Below are 14,688 nucleotides of genomic sequence, written 5' to 3' on the forward strand. Positions count from 1 at the left end.
GCCGGGGCCCGGCGACGCGGGCGGGGCCCGGCGAAAGCCTCAGACCTTCGTCGGCTGCGGCGTACGCCGGCCGAGTGAACGCGGGCTGACCAGGAAACCCGCTCCCCAGGTCATGTGCATGGTGGCCACCACGACTGGCAGCCATGCCCGCCCGCGCAGCGACATCCCCCGCCCCTCGACCAGGGACGCGGCGAGCACGGCGAGCAGGTAGCCGACGGGAAGTACGAAGCCGAGCAACAGCCACGGCAGGCCGGCGACGAGGCCGGCCAGGCCGAGCACGAGGCCGAGCCCGCAGCCGAGGACGGCCAGCGGCGGGGCGAGGTAGCGGTAGTTGAACGTGCCGGGGTGGGTACGCCCGATCGCGCGGCGCCACTTGCCGGTGAGGTAGAACTGCCGCACCAGGTCCGACAGCCTGGACCGCGGGTGGTAGGTGACCCGTAGCTCGGGACTGAACCACACCGTCCCGCCGGCCTGGCGGATCCGGTGGTTGAGCTCCCAGTCCTGGGCGCGAACGAAGGTGTCGTCGAAGCCGCCCAGCCGCTCGAGGGTCTCCCGGCGGAAGACGCCGAGGTAGACCGAGTCGACCTCGCCGGCCTCGCCGCCGGAATGGAAGCGGGCGCCGCCGAGCCCGATCGGGCTGACGTAGGCACGGGCGGCCGCCTCCTCGAAGCCGGGCTCGCCCTCGGCCGCCATCACCCCACCCACGTTGTCCGCCCCGGTCTCGGCGAGCAGCTCCACCGCCCGGCGGATGTAGCCCGGGGAGAGGATGCCGTGCCCGTCGACGCGGACGACGACCTCGTACGTCGTCGCCCTGATCGCGGCGTTCAGCCCGGTCGGCGCTATGCCGGCAGGATTCTCCACCAGCCGGACGCGGGCGTCCTCGGCGACGAGTTCCTCGGCGATCTGCTGGGTGCGGTCGCGGGACGGGGCGACGGCGACCACCAGCTCCAGCCGGCCCGGGTAGTCCTGGGACAGGACCTGCGCCACGGCGGTCCGCAGATGGCGCTCCTCGTTGCGGACCGGCATCACCACCGAGACGCCCGGCCAGGGGGTTCCGGCGGGTTCGGGGGGTTCAGGGGGTACGGGCTGGGGTGTTCCCGTCACGGCGGCCCTTTCGAAACGACGGCGTGAAGATCAGTGCGGTAGCCGGGCCGGCCGAAGCCCCCGGGCGGACCGGCGGGGGACCAACTTACCGAGCCGTCGCGCCACGGCCGTCCCGGGGCTTCGCGCCGTCCGGGCCCCTCCCGGAGGTCCGCCGCTCAGCCGGCGGAGCAGACCTGGCCGAGCTCGTGCACGGCCTGCTTCTTCTCAGCGTCCGAACCACTGCCGGAGCCGGAGCTACCGGAGCTACGTGAGCCGCCGGTACCGCCCGACCCGGAACCCGACCCCGCCCCCTGGTCCCCGCTCGCCTTCGCCCTGCCCGCGGAATTCGCCGTGGGACCGGGGCTCGGCGTCGCCTTGGACGCCTTGATCGCGGCGCCGACGTTCTCCTTGATCACCGAGAAGTCCGGGCGCGCGGTCTTGATCAGCGGCGGCACGAACTGCACCGAGACGATCTTCTGCCGCTTCGCCTTCAGCGCGAGGTCGACCATGGTGTCCAGCTCGCTGGCCGGGATGTCGGTGGAGACGACCTGCTGGCCCACCTCGGCGATCCTCTGGAACTTCAGCAGCACGGTGGCCGGGTCGAGCTGGTGCAGCATCGCGGCCATCACACAGCGCTGCCGGGCCATCCGGTCGTAGTCGCTGGTGGTCGCCCGTGACCGGGAGTACCACAACGCGTGGTAGCCATCCAGTCGCTGGTCGCCCGCCTTGATGACGCCGCGTACGGTGCCGTCCCGGCCGGTGATCGGTACGTCCGCCCGGACGTTCACGCGTACGCCGCCGACCGCGTCGACCAGCTGCTCGAACCCGCCCATGTCGATCAGGGCGTAGTAGTTGACCTTCAGCCCGGTCATCTGCCGGATCGCGTCCTCGGTGGCGGTGATCCCGGGGTTCGGGTCGCCGGGGAACAGCTGTTTGTGGTCGGTGGCCCAGGTGTAGACGGCGTTCAGCAGGCACTCGTCGCCGCAGTCGAAGCCGTTCGGGAACTGCTTGTGCATCACCGAGCCGGGCGGGAACGGCACCCGCTGGAGGTTGCGGGGGAAGCTGAACATCGCGGCCCGGCCGGTCCGCTCGTCGATGGACACCAGCGTCATGCTGTCCGGGCGCAGGCCCACCCGGTCCTTGCCGGCGTCGGCTCCGAGCAGCAGCAGGTTGTACCGCCCGGCGGTCGGGTCGGTCGTGGTGGTGCCGGCGAAGATCCGGGCGATGGAGTCGCGGGCCACCCCGACGTAGTGGGCGGAGGTGAGCACCAGGCTCACCGCGAGTACGGACGCCGCCGCCATCGTGACGGTCGAGGTCAGCCGCTGCTTCTGCCGCATCCGGAGCGGACGGCCGAGCCGCCAGGCGTCCACGAACAGCGCCAGCCAGCCCACGGCGACGACGACCAGCGCGATCTGGCCGAAGCGGAGCACGCCGGGGTTGGAGATCAGGGAGATCAGCAGCCGCGGGGAGACCAGCCCGACCAGTGCGAGGAGTACGGCGACGGAGAGTACGGCCGCCGCCACCCGCAGCGCGAACCTGCCGACGGCGCGGTTGCCCGCGACCAGCTGCGCCGATCCGGGTGCCCCCAGCGTCATCAGCAGCAGGCAGACCGCCCGCCGGAACCACCGGCCGCTCTCGGCGCCTCGCGGGTCGTCCGGTCCGCCCGGGCCGCCTCCCGACGGCCTGGGGGGCGCGGACGGCCGCGGGGTGTTCCGGCCGGCGGAGGCGGGCCGGTGCCCGCGGGAGGCGCCGGCGGAGCCCGAGGAGGACGTGCCGCGCGAGGACGCGGTCGTACGGGAGGACGGGTGGGTACGAGAAGTTGGGGGTCGCGCGCCGCTCCGCCGACCACGGACATCCCCCGAGTGCGGCCCACGCCGCTGGTCCCACCCCGTCATGGCGGCATACCAGCACATCGGGTGGCGTGATCATCACCGCCACGCCGAGCGGGACGCCAACTGAGCCGGATGTGCCGGATCCGGGCCCAGCGGGTACGGTGCCTCCATGCCTGACGGCGGCCGCCCGCAACGACCGGGTCCACCCGACGACGAGGGTCGCGACTCCGCACACTACGGCTGGCTCTACGAAGGGGCCGGCCGGGAGCGGTCCGCGCGTGAGAACCGCTCCCGCGCCCGCCGGGGAGAGGCTCCCTCGCCGGAGCCCACCCAGCCGATGCCCACCCGTTCCGGCCCCGACCGCGGCCGCGGGCAGCGCCCCCAGAACCCCCCGCCACGTGCGCAGCGCGGCGGCGGCCGCGGCGAGTACGCCGCCTACTCAGGGTCCGGCAACGACTACGGCGAGGGCCGTGGCAGCGACCGGGGCGGCGACTACGGCAACGACTACCGGAACGAGTACGCCGACCCGCGGGACGACCGGGACCGTCCGGGCGCACGGGAGTACGGCGGGCGTCCCCGTGGCGGCGGCCGCGCCGCCCCTCCGCCCAGAGGCCCGGGTGGCCGGCTGCTGCCCGAGCCGAAGCAACGCCGTCGCCGGTCGGGATTCCGGCTGCGGCGGATCCTGCTCCTCCTGCTCGTCGCCTGGCTGGTCATCCTGATCGGCGTACCCATCCTCGCCTGGAGCCGGGTCACCAAGGTGCCGTACGAACCCGCCGGCGAACGCCCCGCGAGCGGCTCGGGCACCAACTTCCTGCTGGTCGGCTCCGACAGCCGGCAGGGCCTCACCGCCGAACAGCGCAACGCCCTGGGCACCGGGCGCGCGGCCGGTCAGCGCACGGACACGATCATGATCCTGCACGTGCCGAGCCTCGCCGGTTCGCCGACGCTGGTGTCCCTGCCCCGCGACTCCTACGTTCCGGTCCCCGGGCACGGCCGCAACAAGATCAACGCCGCCTTCTCCATCGGCGGGCCCAAGCTCCTCACCGAGACGGTGGAGAGCGCCACCGGCCTGAAGATGGACAGCTACGTCGAGATCGGGTTCGGCGGCTTCGTCGGCGTGGTCGAGGGCCTCGGCGGCGTCACCATGTGCCTGCCCAAGTCGATCAAGGACGAGAAGGCGCACATCGACCTGCCGTCCGGCTGCCAGAACCTCAACGGCCCGAACGCGCTGGGCTATGTCCGCGCCCGCTACTTCGACCCGAAGGGCGACCTGGGTCGGGTGGAGCGTCAACGGCAGTTCCTGTCCGCGGTGGTGAAGAAGACCGCGAGCCCGGGCACGCTGGTCAACCCGGTCCGCTACACCCGGGTCGGGCTGTCCGCGGGCGACGCACTGACCGTCGGCGAGGGCACGACGGTGGTCGACATGGCGCGGTTCGGGCTGGCGATGCGGTCGCTGTCGTCCGGCAGCGGCACGACCCTCACCGTTCCGGTGTCGAGTACGTCGGTGAGCACTCCGGTAGGAAGCGCGGTCCGCTGGGACCGCCAGCGGGCGCTCAACCTCTTCCACGCGCTGCGTGACGGCGGGCCGATCCCGCCCAGCCTGATCCCGAACGACTGACCGCGTCGCCACCGCAGGTCCTCGGCCGGCCCTCGTTTCGTCCGCCGCAGGTCCGTCGCATGTCCCTCGAAGACCCTCGCCTGGTCCGCTCCCCCGCCGACATGCTCGGGACCTCGCCCCGCAACCGGGAGCGAGCTCACCCCAAGCCGCTCGTGGAGGACGTCCCATGACCCCGCGGACACCTCAGTTGTCCCCGCGTTCCCTCATCCGTTCGGTCACCCTCGCCAGCGAGTACGGCGTGGAGTGGGTCGAGGCCCTGGCCCGGGAGATCGAACGCAACCACCGGCCCGACCGGTCCCGGCTCACCGTGCGGTGGATCTGTCGGGTGCTTCCGGTGCCACACCTGCGGCAGGCGCGGTGCGTCGTGTGCGCCGACCGCTGGATCTGCCCGGACGTCGTCTGGGCGGAGGGGCTGATGTCGTCCGGCCGCCGCGCCCTCGACCGGCTGGACCGCTGACCGATGTCGCTGACGTCGGTGACGTCGGTGACGAGGTCGGGATCAGGCGGCGGGCAGGTCGCTGGTCCAGCGGTCGCCGGCGTACGGGCCGAACGCCTGCTGGATCTCCGCGCGCGGCAGCCGGAGGTAGTCGAGCCGACCGAGGACCACCGCGTTCACCTGGTCGGACCAGGTCGGATAGAGGAAGAAGCGCAACCGTGGCTTGACAGCGCCCGCGGGGCGCAGCGCGAGGAACTCGTTGCCACGAAAGCGGAGGAAGCCGACGGCGGCCACCTCCTCCCACGTCCAGACGACCCGCCGGCGACGGCCGCGTACCTCCACGCCGTGGCCGCCCACCCGCAGCTCCGACCTGGTCAGCAGCAGCCGCACACAGACGTACGTCACCGCCGCCAGCACCACACCGAGCACCACGGCGAGGACGAGGAACCGGTCGGCGGCGACCACGAGGAGGGGGACGCACAACCCGACGACGAGCAGGCCCAGCAGCCCGACGGCCAGCGGCATCACCCGGCTCATCCTGATCACGGTCGCGTCCACGGACGACATCCTGGCACACCGGCCGTGGCGTCCCCGCCTGCCTGTGGACAGCGCACAGCGCCGGTGGGACGCCGGCCGCTACGCTACCCGGCGGGCACCTCCGGGACGAAAGACGAGGGCGAAGCGGTGGGCGACAAGAAGCAGAGCAGGCAGGCCATCGAGCGCGCGGCGCAGAAGGTGGCCGACAACGCGCTCCCCCACGTGCGGGCCGCCTTCTCCCACGCCGACAAGTACACCGCCCTGGAAGGCATGGCCTTCGGCGTCATCCCCACCATGCTCCTGAAGAGTTCCTACGACGAGGCCCGGCGCAGCCAGCGGGACAACCTCGAGGACGGCGTACACAAGCTCGAGGCCGCGATCGGCGGGCTGGCGAAGGTGGCGTACAAGATCGACTCCACCGAGGCGGCCAACACCATCACCACCAGCGCGTCCGCACCCAAGCCGAAGGTGGAGCCCCCGAAGGCGGAGCCGTCGGCGGTCACCGCCGCCACCGGCGTTCCGGCCGCGCTCGGCTTCGGGCTCTACCCCGCCTGGCTGGCCGGGGCGATCCTGAAGTGGTCGATGACGCCGGTCTGCGCCGTCGCGGCGATCAGCGGGACCATCTGGTTGCTCTGCCAGCCGCAGGACGAGGAGATCAACAAGGTGGTCTCGGCGTGGGAGTCCGCCAGCAGCGAGCTCGCGGCCGCCGGCGACATTCCCCAGCTGATGAACCTCAGCCCCGAGGTCTGGACCGACGACGCACGCGACGCGTTCGACGCGTGGATCAACAACTACCAGACCGAGCTCACCCAGGCGAAGGACGCCGCCGGCGGGGAGAGCGGCGTGGCCAAGGAGCTGGGCGACGCGCTCACCGCGATCGACGGCATCCTCGCCACGATGGCCATCTTCGACGCGGCCTGCCTCTCGGTGATGATCGCCTGCTGGATCGCCGAGGCGTTCCCGCTGACCAGGCCGGCGGCGATGGCGGTGAAGTACGCCACCGCGATCGCCAACGCCCTCGGCACCGGGGCGTCCGTCGGTGGCGCCGCGGTGCTGCTGATGGGATTCGGCGGGAACATCGCCAACATCTCCTTCAACGGCGAGTTCACCAAGCTGGACGTGAAGAACGAGCCCGGCGAGCAGTACGGCGTCGACTCGACGAAGGACACCTTCGTCGACCTCGACATCACCTGGGCCTGACCAACCACCGCCTCACCTCGTTCCGACACCGCTTCACCTCGTACCGACACCGACCGACGCCGCCCTGCCCCCGCAGCCGAGGAGCACGATGACCCGCTTCGGAATGCCCGAGCTCGACCGCCACCTCGAACACCTCATGCAGGCGGCGACGAAGATGCGCGACATGCAGGAGAGGATCGCCGAGATCCGTGGAGTCGGCGAGGCGGCCGACGGCCGGGTGCGGGTCGAGGCCGACAACTCCGGACGGGTCTGCGACGTGCAGATCGACCCGCGGGCGATGCGGCTGGCCTCGCAGGACCTGGCCGAGGCGATCACGGCGGCGAGTCAGCAGGCCGCCGACGACGTCAGCGCGCAGACCCAGGAGCTGATGAACGAGCTGATGCCGGCCGACCTGCCGATGGCCGATCTGCTGAAGAGCGACCTGGCCGCCAACCTTCCCGAGGACGCCGCCCAGGCGCTGAACACCGTCGCCACGGGGTCGGACCCGGCGGAGTCGGTGGCGGCGGCACTGGCCCAACTGCGTTCCCGGATGCCCCGGTGACGCGGCGCCGCGTCACCCCTTGAGGAGCTGACGGGCGAGCACCACCCGCTGGATCTGGTTGGTGCCCTCGTAGATCTGGGTGATCTTCGCGTCCCGCATCATCCGCTCGACGGGGTAGTCCTGCACGTAGCCGTAGCCGCCGAGCAACTGCACCGCGTCGGTGGTGACCTCCATCGCCATGTCGGAGGCGAAGCACTTGGCCGCGGCGCCGAAGAACGTCAGGTCCGGGTCGGTGCGCTCCGACCGCGCGGCCGCGGCGTAGGTCAGCTGCCGGGCGGCCTCCAGCTTCGTCGCCATGTCCGCGAGCATGAACTGCACGCCCTGGAAGTCCGCGACCGCCTGCCCGAACTGCCGCCGCTCCTTGACGTAGCCCACCGCGTAGTCGAGCGCACCCTGCGCGATCCCGACCGCCTGCGCGGCGATCGTCACCCGGGTGTGGTCCAGCGTGCGCAGCGCCAGCTTGAACCCCTCCCCCACCACGCCGACGAGCCGGCCCGCGGGCAGGCGTACGTCGTCGAGGTAGACCTCGCACGTGGGCGAGCCCTTGATCCCGAGCTTCTTCTCCGGCGCGCCAAAGGTCACCCCGGGATCGGTCTTCTCCACCACGAACGCGGAGATGCCGCGGGCGCCGCTGTCGGGGTCGGTGCTGGCGAACACGGTGTAGTAGTCGGAGACGCCCGCGTTGGTGATCCACCGCTTGACGCCGTTCAGCCGCCAGCCGTCGCTGTCGCGGACCGCGCGGGTGCGCATCGCCGCCGCGTCGCTGCCGGCGTCGGGTTCGGACAGGCAGTAGGAGAACATCGCCTCCCCCGCCGCGACCGGGGTGAGGTAGCGCTTGTTCAGCTCCGGTGAGCCCGCGAGGAGCAGCGGCATCGTGCCGAGCTTGTTCACCGCCGGGATCAGCGAGCTCGACGCGCAGGCCCGGGCCACCTCCTCGATCACGATGGCGGTGGCCAGCGCGTCGGCGCCGACGCCGCCGAAGATCTCCGGAATGTGCGGTGCGTGGAAGTCGGCGGCCCGCAGGGCGTCGTACGCCGCCTCGGGGAAGGCGGCCAGCCGGTCGACGTCGGCCGCGTGCGGTGCCACCTTGTCGCGGCAGATGTCCCGGCAGGCGGCGCGTACGGCCTCGTGCTCGTCGGTGGGGGCGAAGAGCGGGACGTCGTTCACGGTTACCTCCTCGGGCGGTCACCGCGCGGGGCTTCGTCGGCGACCGTCGGGCAGCGACACTACTGTCAGGTAACATACGCCCGGCGGCCGGGGACGGAAAGCAGGCGATCCGGGGTCAGACCACTGTGCGACGGGTTCGTTACCAAACGCAGCCGACGATACGGGCAGGGTACGGTAGCCTGCCGGTCGCGGGTCCATGGTCGCCGACTCACGGCAGCCGCCGCACCAGGCCAACCCCGGCCGCGACGCCGGCCGTCATCCCGGAGCGACCACCGCCGGGAAGTCCGCACGCTGGAGGCTCGACTCGTGTCCTATCGCATCACCGTCATCGGTACCGGCTATCTCGGCGCGACCCACGCCGCCTGCATGGCCGAGCTCGGCTTCGATGTCCTCGGCGTCGACTTCGACCCGGCGAAGGTGGCCTCGCTCAACGACGGCCGGGTGCCGTTCTTCGAGCCCGAGCTCGAGCCGCTGCTGCGCAAGCACGTGGAGTCCGGCCGGCTCCGGTTCACCACCTCCTACCAGGAGGCGGCGGAGTTCGGCGACGTGCACTTCCTGTGCGTGGGGACGCCGCAGCGTGACGGCGAGTACGCCGCGGACATGTCCTACGTCGACGCGGCGATCGAGGACCTGGTCCCGCTGCTGACCCGCCCGGCGCTGATCGTCGGCAAGTCCACCGTCCCGGTGGGCACCGCCGGCCGGCTGGCGGACCGGATCGCCGAGCTGGCCCCGCCGGTGCCCGTCGAGTTGGCCTGGAGTCCGGAGTTCACCCGCGAGGGGCTGGCCGTCGAGGACACCCTGCGCCCCAACCGGCTGGTGTTCGGCGTCCGGTCCGAGCACGCGGAGAAGCTGCTGCGGGAGGTGTTCGCGCCGGTCATCGACGGCGGGTCCCCCGTCGTCGTCTGCGACTATGCCACCGCGGAGCTGGCCAAGGTGGGCGCCAACTCCTTCCTGGCCACCAAGATCTCCTACATCAACGCGCTGGCCGAGCTGTGCGACACCACCGGCGCCGACGTGACGCTGCTCGCCGACGCACTCGGCCACGACGAGCGCATCGGGCGGCAGTTCCTCAACGCAGGCCTCGGCTACGGCGGCGGCTGTCTGCCCAAGGACCTGCGCGCGTTCATGGCCCGGGCCGGCGAGCTCGGCGCGGAGGAGGCGCTGACCTTCCTGCGCGAGGTGGACGCGATCAACATGCGCCGCCGGCAGAAGGTCGTCGACGTGACCGCCGACGTGCTCGGCAACCAGTGGATCGGCAAGCGGGTCGCCGTGCTCGGCGCGGCGTTCAAGCCCAACACCGACGACATCCGCGACTCCCCCGCCCTCAACGTCGCCGGCCGGATCCACCTGCACGGCGCCGCGGTGAGCGTCTACGACCCGAAGGCGATGGACAACGCGCGCCGGTCGTTCCCGACCCTGCGGTACGCCGAGTCGGTGATGGACGCCTGCCAGGGCGCACACGTCGTGCTGCACCTGACCGCGTGGCAGGAGTTCCGCGAGCTCGACCCGGCCGTGCTGGCGAAGACGGTCGCCACCCCCAACGTGATCGACGGGCAGAACTGCCTGGACCGCCCGACCTGGCGCCGCGCCGGGTGGAGCTACCGCGGTCTCGGCCGCTCCTGAGCGACGTCCACGGGAGACCCGAGAACGCCGGCTGCCACCAGGCAGCCGGCGTTGCTCGTCCACCCCGTCCACGCCGTTCGGGCAGGTCGCGTGCCGTAGCCGCCGCGAGCGGGCATGATCGGATGCGTGACGCAACCCTGGACAGATCCGAAGATCGTCGACGAGATCCTCGACGAGTGTGAGACCTGGGCCGTCGTCGGCCTGTCCACCAACGCAGAACGCGCCGCCTTCCGCGTCGCCCAGACCCTGCAGAAGCACGGCAAGCGCATCGTCCCGGTGCATCCGCGCGCGGAGACGGTGCATGGTGAGCAGGGCTACGCCAAGCTCTCCGACATCCCGTTCCCGGTCGACTGCGTCGACGTGTTCGTCCGATCCGAGCTCGCCGGCGTGGTCGCCGACGAGGCGGTCGCGATCGGCGCGAAGGCGGTGTGGTTCCAGCTCGGCGTCCTCGACGAGGACGCCTACACCCGCACCACGGCGACCGGAACGGTCATGGTGATGGACCGCTGCGCGGCGGTCGAGATCTCCCGGCGCGACGGGAAGAACGCGAGGTCCTCATGACGGTGATCGACCCCTCCACGGAGTTCGGCGCGCACGTCGCCGAGCGCCTCGAACGCGACGAGCTGATCTGGCTCACCACGGTGAGCGCCGACGGAACCCCCGTTCCGACCCTGGTGTGGTTCCTGTGGACCAACGGGGAGCTCCTCATCCACAGCCAGCCGGACAAGCCGAAGCTGCGGCACATCGCCCGCAACCCGCGGGTCGGCCTGCACCTGGAGAGCAACGCCGCGGGCAACGACGTGGTGGTGCTGACCGGCGAGGCCCGGGCGCCGGCGGAGCCGACGACGGAGGAGGAGCGGGACCGCTACAACCGCAAGTACGCCCGCGGGATCGAGGCGATCGGCATGACCCCCGAGTCGCTCGCGCAGGAGTTCAGCGTGCCGATCCGCGTCAGCGTCTCGAAGCTCCGGGGATGGGTGTGAACGATGGCCGACCACTATTCGTACGAAGTCGCTCTGCACACCGGTGACGCGTGGCGGATCACCGACACCGGTGACCTCGCCCAGGTTCCCGACCGCGATCCGAAGGAGACCGCCCGGGCGCTGCTGCAGGACTGGGTGCTCGACCATCCTCGCGACCTGGTCGGCGGCCAGCGGCTGGAGGTGTTCGGCGACGATCCCGGCTCCTACCCGCCCGAGTCCCGCACCGGCGCGCGGGCATGGGTCTTCCGCGGCCGGAGCAGGGCACACGAGCAGCTGCCGACGGCGGCCGCCTACCTCGTGACCGAGCCGGACGACCTGGGCGAGCCCGACCTCGACATCAGGATCTGAGGTCGGGGGTCCGGTAGAGCGTCGTGCCGTCGACGATGATCTCCACGTCGCGAAGGTACGGCCGCAGGCCGTCCGGGTCGATGTCCAGGCCGAGCCCGGGACCGTCCGGCAGGTGCACCTGCCCGTCCGCGTCGGGGACGATCGGCGTGGTCGTCGCGGCCCTGGCCAGCGCCGACGCCTCGACCGGAAACTCGCACAGCACGTGGTCGGCGAGGCCGGCGTACGGCTGCAGGGACGCCGACAGCGCCAGCGGCGAGGTGAAGGTGTGGTTGACGAACCTCACCCCGGCCTCGACCGCGTACGCCGCGACCTCGCGCGCGGGCCCGATGCCGCCGATCCGGCCGGTGTCGATCTGGACGAACCCGATGCCGCCGTAGTCGACGAGGTGCTGGGCGAGGTGCGGATGGTGCGCGCCCTCCCCTCCCGCCAGCCGTACTCCGCGGCACCGCCGGGCGAGTTCTGCGTACGCCCGCAGCGCACCGGTCTCGAACGGCTCCTCCAGCCAGGTGACGTCGTACTCCTCCAGCGCGGGCAGCCGGGCCGCCGCCGCCTCGACGTCCTCGCCCCACACGGTGCCCGCGTCCACCAGCAGGTGCCGGTCCGGGCCGAGGCCGGCGCGGGCGGCGCGTACCTGCTCCGCGTCCGCGGCGACGTCGCCGCGCCCGTAGGGTCCCCAGCCGAACTTCGCCGCCCGGAACCCGTCCGCGCGCACCTTCGCCGCCTTGGCCTCGGTCTCCGCCGGGGTGTCGCCGAACAGCGCCGAGGCGTACGCCGTCTTCGGGTACGCCCGCGGGTAGCCGAGCAGGGTGTGGACGGGCACCTCCAACCGCCGCCCGAGCAGGTCCCACAGGGCGATCTCGATGCCGGACAGCACGTGCGCGGCCTGCAGCAGGTCGAGGCTGTTGGCGCGGACGTCCCGGCTGATCCGCGCGATGTCGGCCGGGCCGTCCAGCCGCTGCCCGAGCACCGACGCGGCGACCGGCTTGCACGCGCTGTGCGACATCGGGCAGACCAGGCCGGCGATGGTGGGCAGCGGCGCCGCCTCGCACTCGCCCCAGCCGGTGTGGTCACCGGCACGCACCCGGACCAGCAGCATGTCCTGGCTGCCGTCGCCGATGTCCTCGATCCGCGGCATCGACAGGTAGAAGAAGTCGATCGTCTCGACCACCGGCGGGGTCATCGGTGCTCCTCCCCCTCGGCCGGGACGCGGCGCAGGACGACCACGGCCGACCCCTCCTCGGGCAGGGACACGGTCCACCCGGACGCCAGCAGGTCCGCGCCGGTACGCCGGTCGGAACTGTCGGGGGCGTCCGAGTCGACCGGACCGGTCCACTCCACGGCGTACTCCGCCTCCGGGTCCAGCGCCAGCGGCCGGATCGTGCGCGTCGGCTCCCCGCCGGACAGCCGGAACAGCAGCAGCAGATGGTCGTCCGAGCCCGCACCGGGGCCACCCGCGGCCACCTCCCCGGTCAGGTCGCCGGTCACGTCGGCCGGGCCGGTGGCGGGCGCGGGCAGGGTGTACTGGAATCCGGCCCACCGCTGCCCACCGCCGAAGCGCTGCGGCTGCCCGGTGAGCCGGCGCAGCTCCCCTTCCGCGACGAACGGCGCGACCGTCCGGCGGTACTCCTCGTGCAGGGCCCGCAGCCGTTCACGTACGTGCTCGGGTGTCTCGGGCAGCTTCCAGGACAGGCCGTACGCGCCGACCATGGCGATCCGGCGGTAGTAGTCGAGCCGGTCGCCGGTCAGCTCCGGCGCGGCCGGGTCGAAGTTCTGGTGCGGGTGGTCGGACTTCCACCACTGCGACCAGCCCCAGTGCAGCATCCGGGACGGGTGCAGCATGGTGGACCCGCCCCACAGCAGTTGCAGGCCGTGCTCGGGCCAGTCCGGGTCGCTGAGGAACGTCAGGTGGGTCTGCCGGGCGAGGCCGAGGTCCACGCGCAGGCCTCCGGAGGAGCAGTTCTCCAGCACCACCTCGGGGTGCTCGGCCCGCATCCGTTCCAGCACGGCGTAGTAGCCGGTGTAGTGCTCGAACAGGCCGTCACCGGCGCCGTGGCCGTGGTCGGTGCGGTCGCAGCCGAGGCCGGGGTCGAGGTTGAAGTCGAGCTTGATCCAGTCGGCGCCGTGTTCGGCGACCAGCCGGGTGAGGGTGTCGTACGCCCAGTCCTGCGCGGCGGGGCTGCCGAAGCAGACGTAGCCCAGCGGCTCGCCCTCCCGCCGGGCCACCAGCTCGGGACGCTCCTGCGCCAGCGCGGCCTTCGGGCCGAGCGCCTCGATCTCACACCACAGCCCGAACCGCATCCCCTTGCCGTGCACGTGGTCGGCGAGCGCCCGCAACCCGGACGGGAAGCGGCGGGCGTTGACCAGGTGCCAGTCGCCGCGGTAGTCCTCCCAGTGGGTCTCGGGGTCGGACGGCCCGAACCAGCCGGCGTCCAGCGTGCAGATGTCGAACCCGAGCTCGGCGGCCACGTCGGCGTTGGCGCGGAAGACGTCCTCGTCGATGCTGTGGTCCTCATAGCTCCACCAGTGGTTCCACTCCAGCGGGAGCGACTCGGCGAACTCGTTGCGGGGATACCACTGCACCCGGCCCACCTCGGCGAGCTGGACCGAGGCGTCGTTGAGGTCGGCGCCGGTGGCCACCACCACCCGGGGGCCGCGCACGCTCTGCCCGGGCGCGAGCGTCTTGGCGAAGCCGGTGTCGTGCAGCCCGCCGGTGACGCGTACGCCGCCGTCGGCTCCCTCGGCGAACCGCAGGACCCAGTTGCCCGACCAGGCGACGCTCACCACGACCACGCCGTCCGGGCCGCGCAGCGCGCACCAGGGGTGGGTGGTGGCCGAGGACCGCCCGGCCAGGGACTCCAGCACCCGCGGCGTGCGCAGGGGCTCCTCGACTGGACCGAACTCCTGGCCCCAGCCGCTGGTGTAGTAGCTCAGCTCGTAGCCGTCCGCGGGCGGCGCGGGCAGGTCGAGCGTCAGCGAGTCCAGCCGGTCGACCACGACGTCGCGGTCGCCGCCGTTGGTGACCTCCACCCAGGCCTCGGTCACGCCGGTGCCCTCGTGCTGCAGCATGTGGCCACGAACCTGCAGCCCCTCGGACGGTCCGTCGGTACGGACGCCCTCGCCGAGCGTCACGGGGGTCAGCGTGCTCGGCGACATGGGGATTCCTCCGCGGTGTCGAGGCGGGCGGTCTCGGGCGGGCCGGACCGCACGAACGTACAGCAGCGACGGCCCGGGAAGCGTCCCGCCCTACGAGGCGACCAGTCCCATCACCAACGTGGCGGCGACCACCGCGATGGACCCCGGGAGGAATACGATACGAAAAT

General features: G+C 72.2%; 14 protein-coding genes. 8 read left to right on the forward strand and 6 right to left on the reverse strand.

All coding sequences use genetic code 11. From position 1 onward, the window contains the following. Positions 1-39 precede the first annotated feature (39 nt). Positions 40-1,104 carry a glycosyltransferase family 2 protein gene (locus FHR37_RS16910; RefSeq protein WP_269086055.1) on the reverse strand — a complete coding sequence of 355 codons (1,065 nt, stop codon included), beginning with the start codon at positions 1,102-1,104 and terminating at the stop codon, positions 40-42. A gap of 155 nt (positions 1,105-1,259) precedes the next feature. Beyond that, positions 1,260-2,678, reverse strand: a complete 1,419-nt coding sequence (locus tag FHR37_RS16915) for an LCP family protein (RefSeq protein WP_092880446.1) — start codon at positions 2,676-2,678, stop codon at positions 1,260-1,262. Between the two features lie 406 nt (positions 2,679-3,084). Between FHR37_RS16915 and FHR37_RS16920 the strand changes: the two genes are divergently transcribed. Both FHR37_RS16920 and FHR37_RS16925 read left to right on the forward strand, forming a co-directional pair. Further along, complete coding sequence (locus FHR37_RS16920; RefSeq protein WP_237768541.1) at positions 3,085-4,533, forward strand: LCP family protein; 1,449 nt, start codon at positions 3,085-3,087, stop codon at positions 4,531-4,533. Positions 4,534-4,699: 166 nt separating this feature from the next. Beyond that, positions 4,700-4,990, forward strand: a complete 291-nt coding sequence (locus FHR37_RS16925; protein WP_092880448.1) for a hypothetical protein — start codon at positions 4,700-4,702, stop codon at positions 4,988-4,990. A gap of 42 nt (positions 4,991-5,032) precedes the next feature. Here FHR37_RS16925 and FHR37_RS16930 read toward each other — a convergent pair whose 3' ends face one another. Then, positions 5,033-5,527: a hypothetical protein gene (locus FHR37_RS16930; protein WP_092880450.1), complete on the reverse strand. Its 495-nt coding sequence runs from the start codon at positions 5,525-5,527 to the stop codon at positions 5,033-5,035. 126 nt (positions 5,528-5,653) lie between these two features. On the opposite strand from FHR37_RS16930, the gene FHR37_RS16935 reads away from it, so the two are divergent. Beyond that, complete coding sequence (locus FHR37_RS16935) at positions 5,654-6,706, forward strand: hypothetical protein (protein ID WP_092880452.1); 1,053 nt, start codon at positions 5,654-5,656, stop codon at positions 6,704-6,706. Between the two features lie 88 nt (positions 6,707-6,794). Continuing rightward, positions 6,795-7,247 (forward strand): YbaB/EbfC family nucleoid-associated protein, encoded by a 453-nt coding sequence (locus FHR37_RS16940; protein WP_092880454.1) that lies wholly within the window; start codon positions 6,795-6,797, stop codon positions 7,245-7,247. 12 nt (positions 7,248-7,259) lie between these two features. On the opposite strand, the gene FHR37_RS16945 is transcribed toward FHR37_RS16940, so the two are convergent. Beyond that, a complete protein-coding gene (locus FHR37_RS16945) occupies positions 7,260-8,414 on the reverse strand; it encodes an acyl-CoA dehydrogenase family protein (RefSeq protein WP_092880456.1) in 1,155 nt (384 codons plus the stop codon). A 306-nt stretch (positions 8,415-8,720) separates the two neighbouring features. Here FHR37_RS16945 and FHR37_RS16950 point away from each other — a divergent pair, with 306 nt between their 5' ends. The 4 genes from FHR37_RS16950 (at position 8,721) to FHR37_RS16965 (ending at position 11,368) form a co-directional block, all read left to right on the forward strand. Next, positions 8,721-10,037, forward strand: a complete 1,317-nt coding sequence (locus FHR37_RS16950) for a UDP-glucose dehydrogenase family protein (protein WP_092880458.1) — start codon at positions 8,721-8,723, stop codon at positions 10,035-10,037. Between the two features lie 126 nt (positions 10,038-10,163). Then, positions 10,164-10,598: a CoA-binding protein gene (locus FHR37_RS16955; RefSeq protein ID WP_237768542.1), complete on the forward strand. Its 435-nt coding sequence runs from the start codon at positions 10,164-10,166 to the stop codon at positions 10,596-10,598. Next, positions 10,595-11,020, forward strand: coding sequence for a TIGR03667 family PPOX class F420-dependent oxidoreductase (locus FHR37_RS16960; protein WP_092880462.1), 426 nt, complete (start codon positions 10,595-10,597; stop codon positions 11,018-11,020). The genes FHR37_RS16955 and FHR37_RS16960 overlap by 4 nt, the downstream gene beginning before the upstream one ends. Before the next feature lie 3 nt (positions 11,021-11,023). Beyond that, positions 11,024-11,368, forward strand: coding sequence for a hypothetical protein (locus FHR37_RS16965; protein ID WP_092880464.1), 345 nt, complete (start codon positions 11,024-11,026; stop codon positions 11,366-11,368). On the opposite strand, the gene FHR37_RS16970 is transcribed toward FHR37_RS16965, so the two are convergent. After that, positions 11,358-12,548 carry a mandelate racemase/muconate lactonizing enzyme family protein gene (locus FHR37_RS16970; protein WP_092880466.1) on the reverse strand — a complete coding sequence of 397 codons (1,191 nt, stop codon included), beginning with the start codon at positions 12,546-12,548 and terminating at the stop codon, positions 11,358-11,360. The genes FHR37_RS16965 and FHR37_RS16970 overlap by 11 nt on opposite strands. After that, positions 12,545-14,521, reverse strand: a complete 1,977-nt coding sequence (locus FHR37_RS16975) for an alpha-galactosidase (protein ID WP_092880468.1) — start codon at positions 14,519-14,521, stop codon at positions 12,545-12,547. The genes FHR37_RS16970 and FHR37_RS16975 overlap by 4 nt, the downstream gene beginning before the upstream one ends. Between the last annotated feature and the right edge of the window lie 167 nt (positions 14,522-14,688).

The sequence above is a fragment of the Actinopolymorpha cephalotaxi genome (assembly GCF_013408535.1).
GTDB lineage: Bacteria > Actinomycetota > Actinomycetes > Propionibacteriales > Actinopolymorphaceae > Actinopolymorpha > Actinopolymorpha cephalotaxi.

What these genes read in the sequence shown, in the direction of transcription:
- FHR37_RS16915 (WP_092880446.1), bottom strand. Translation starts at nt 2,678, where the DNA reads ATGACGCTGGGGGCACCCGGATCGGCGCAGCTGGTCGCGGGCAACCGC.
- FHR37_RS16920 (WP_237768541.1), top strand. Translation starts at nt 3,085, where the DNA reads ATGCCTGACGGCGGCCGCCCGCAACGACCGGGTCCACCCGACGACGAG.
- FHR37_RS16925 (WP_092880448.1), top strand. Translation starts at nt 4,700, where the DNA reads ATGACCCCGCGGACACCTCAGTTGTCCCCGCGTTCCCTCATCCGTTCG.
- FHR37_RS16940 (WP_092880454.1), top strand. Translation starts at nt 6,795, where the DNA reads ATGACCCGCTTCGGAATGCCCGAGCTCGACCGCCACCTCGAACACCTC.
- FHR37_RS16960 (WP_092880462.1), top strand. Translation starts at nt 10,595, where the DNA reads ATGACGGTGATCGACCCCTCCACGGAGTTCGGCGCGCACGTCGCCGAG.
- FHR37_RS16965 (WP_092880464.1), top strand. Translation starts at nt 11,024, where the DNA reads ATGGCCGACCACTATTCGTACGAAGTCGCTCTGCACACCGGTGACGCG.
- FHR37_RS16970 (WP_092880466.1), bottom strand. Translation starts at nt 12,548, where the DNA reads ATGACCCCGCCGGTGGTCGAGACGATCGACTTCTTCTACCTGTCGATG.
- FHR37_RS16975 (WP_092880468.1), bottom strand. Translation starts at nt 14,521, where the DNA reads ATGTCGCCGAGCACGCTGACCCCCGTGACGCTCGGCGAGGGCGTCCGT.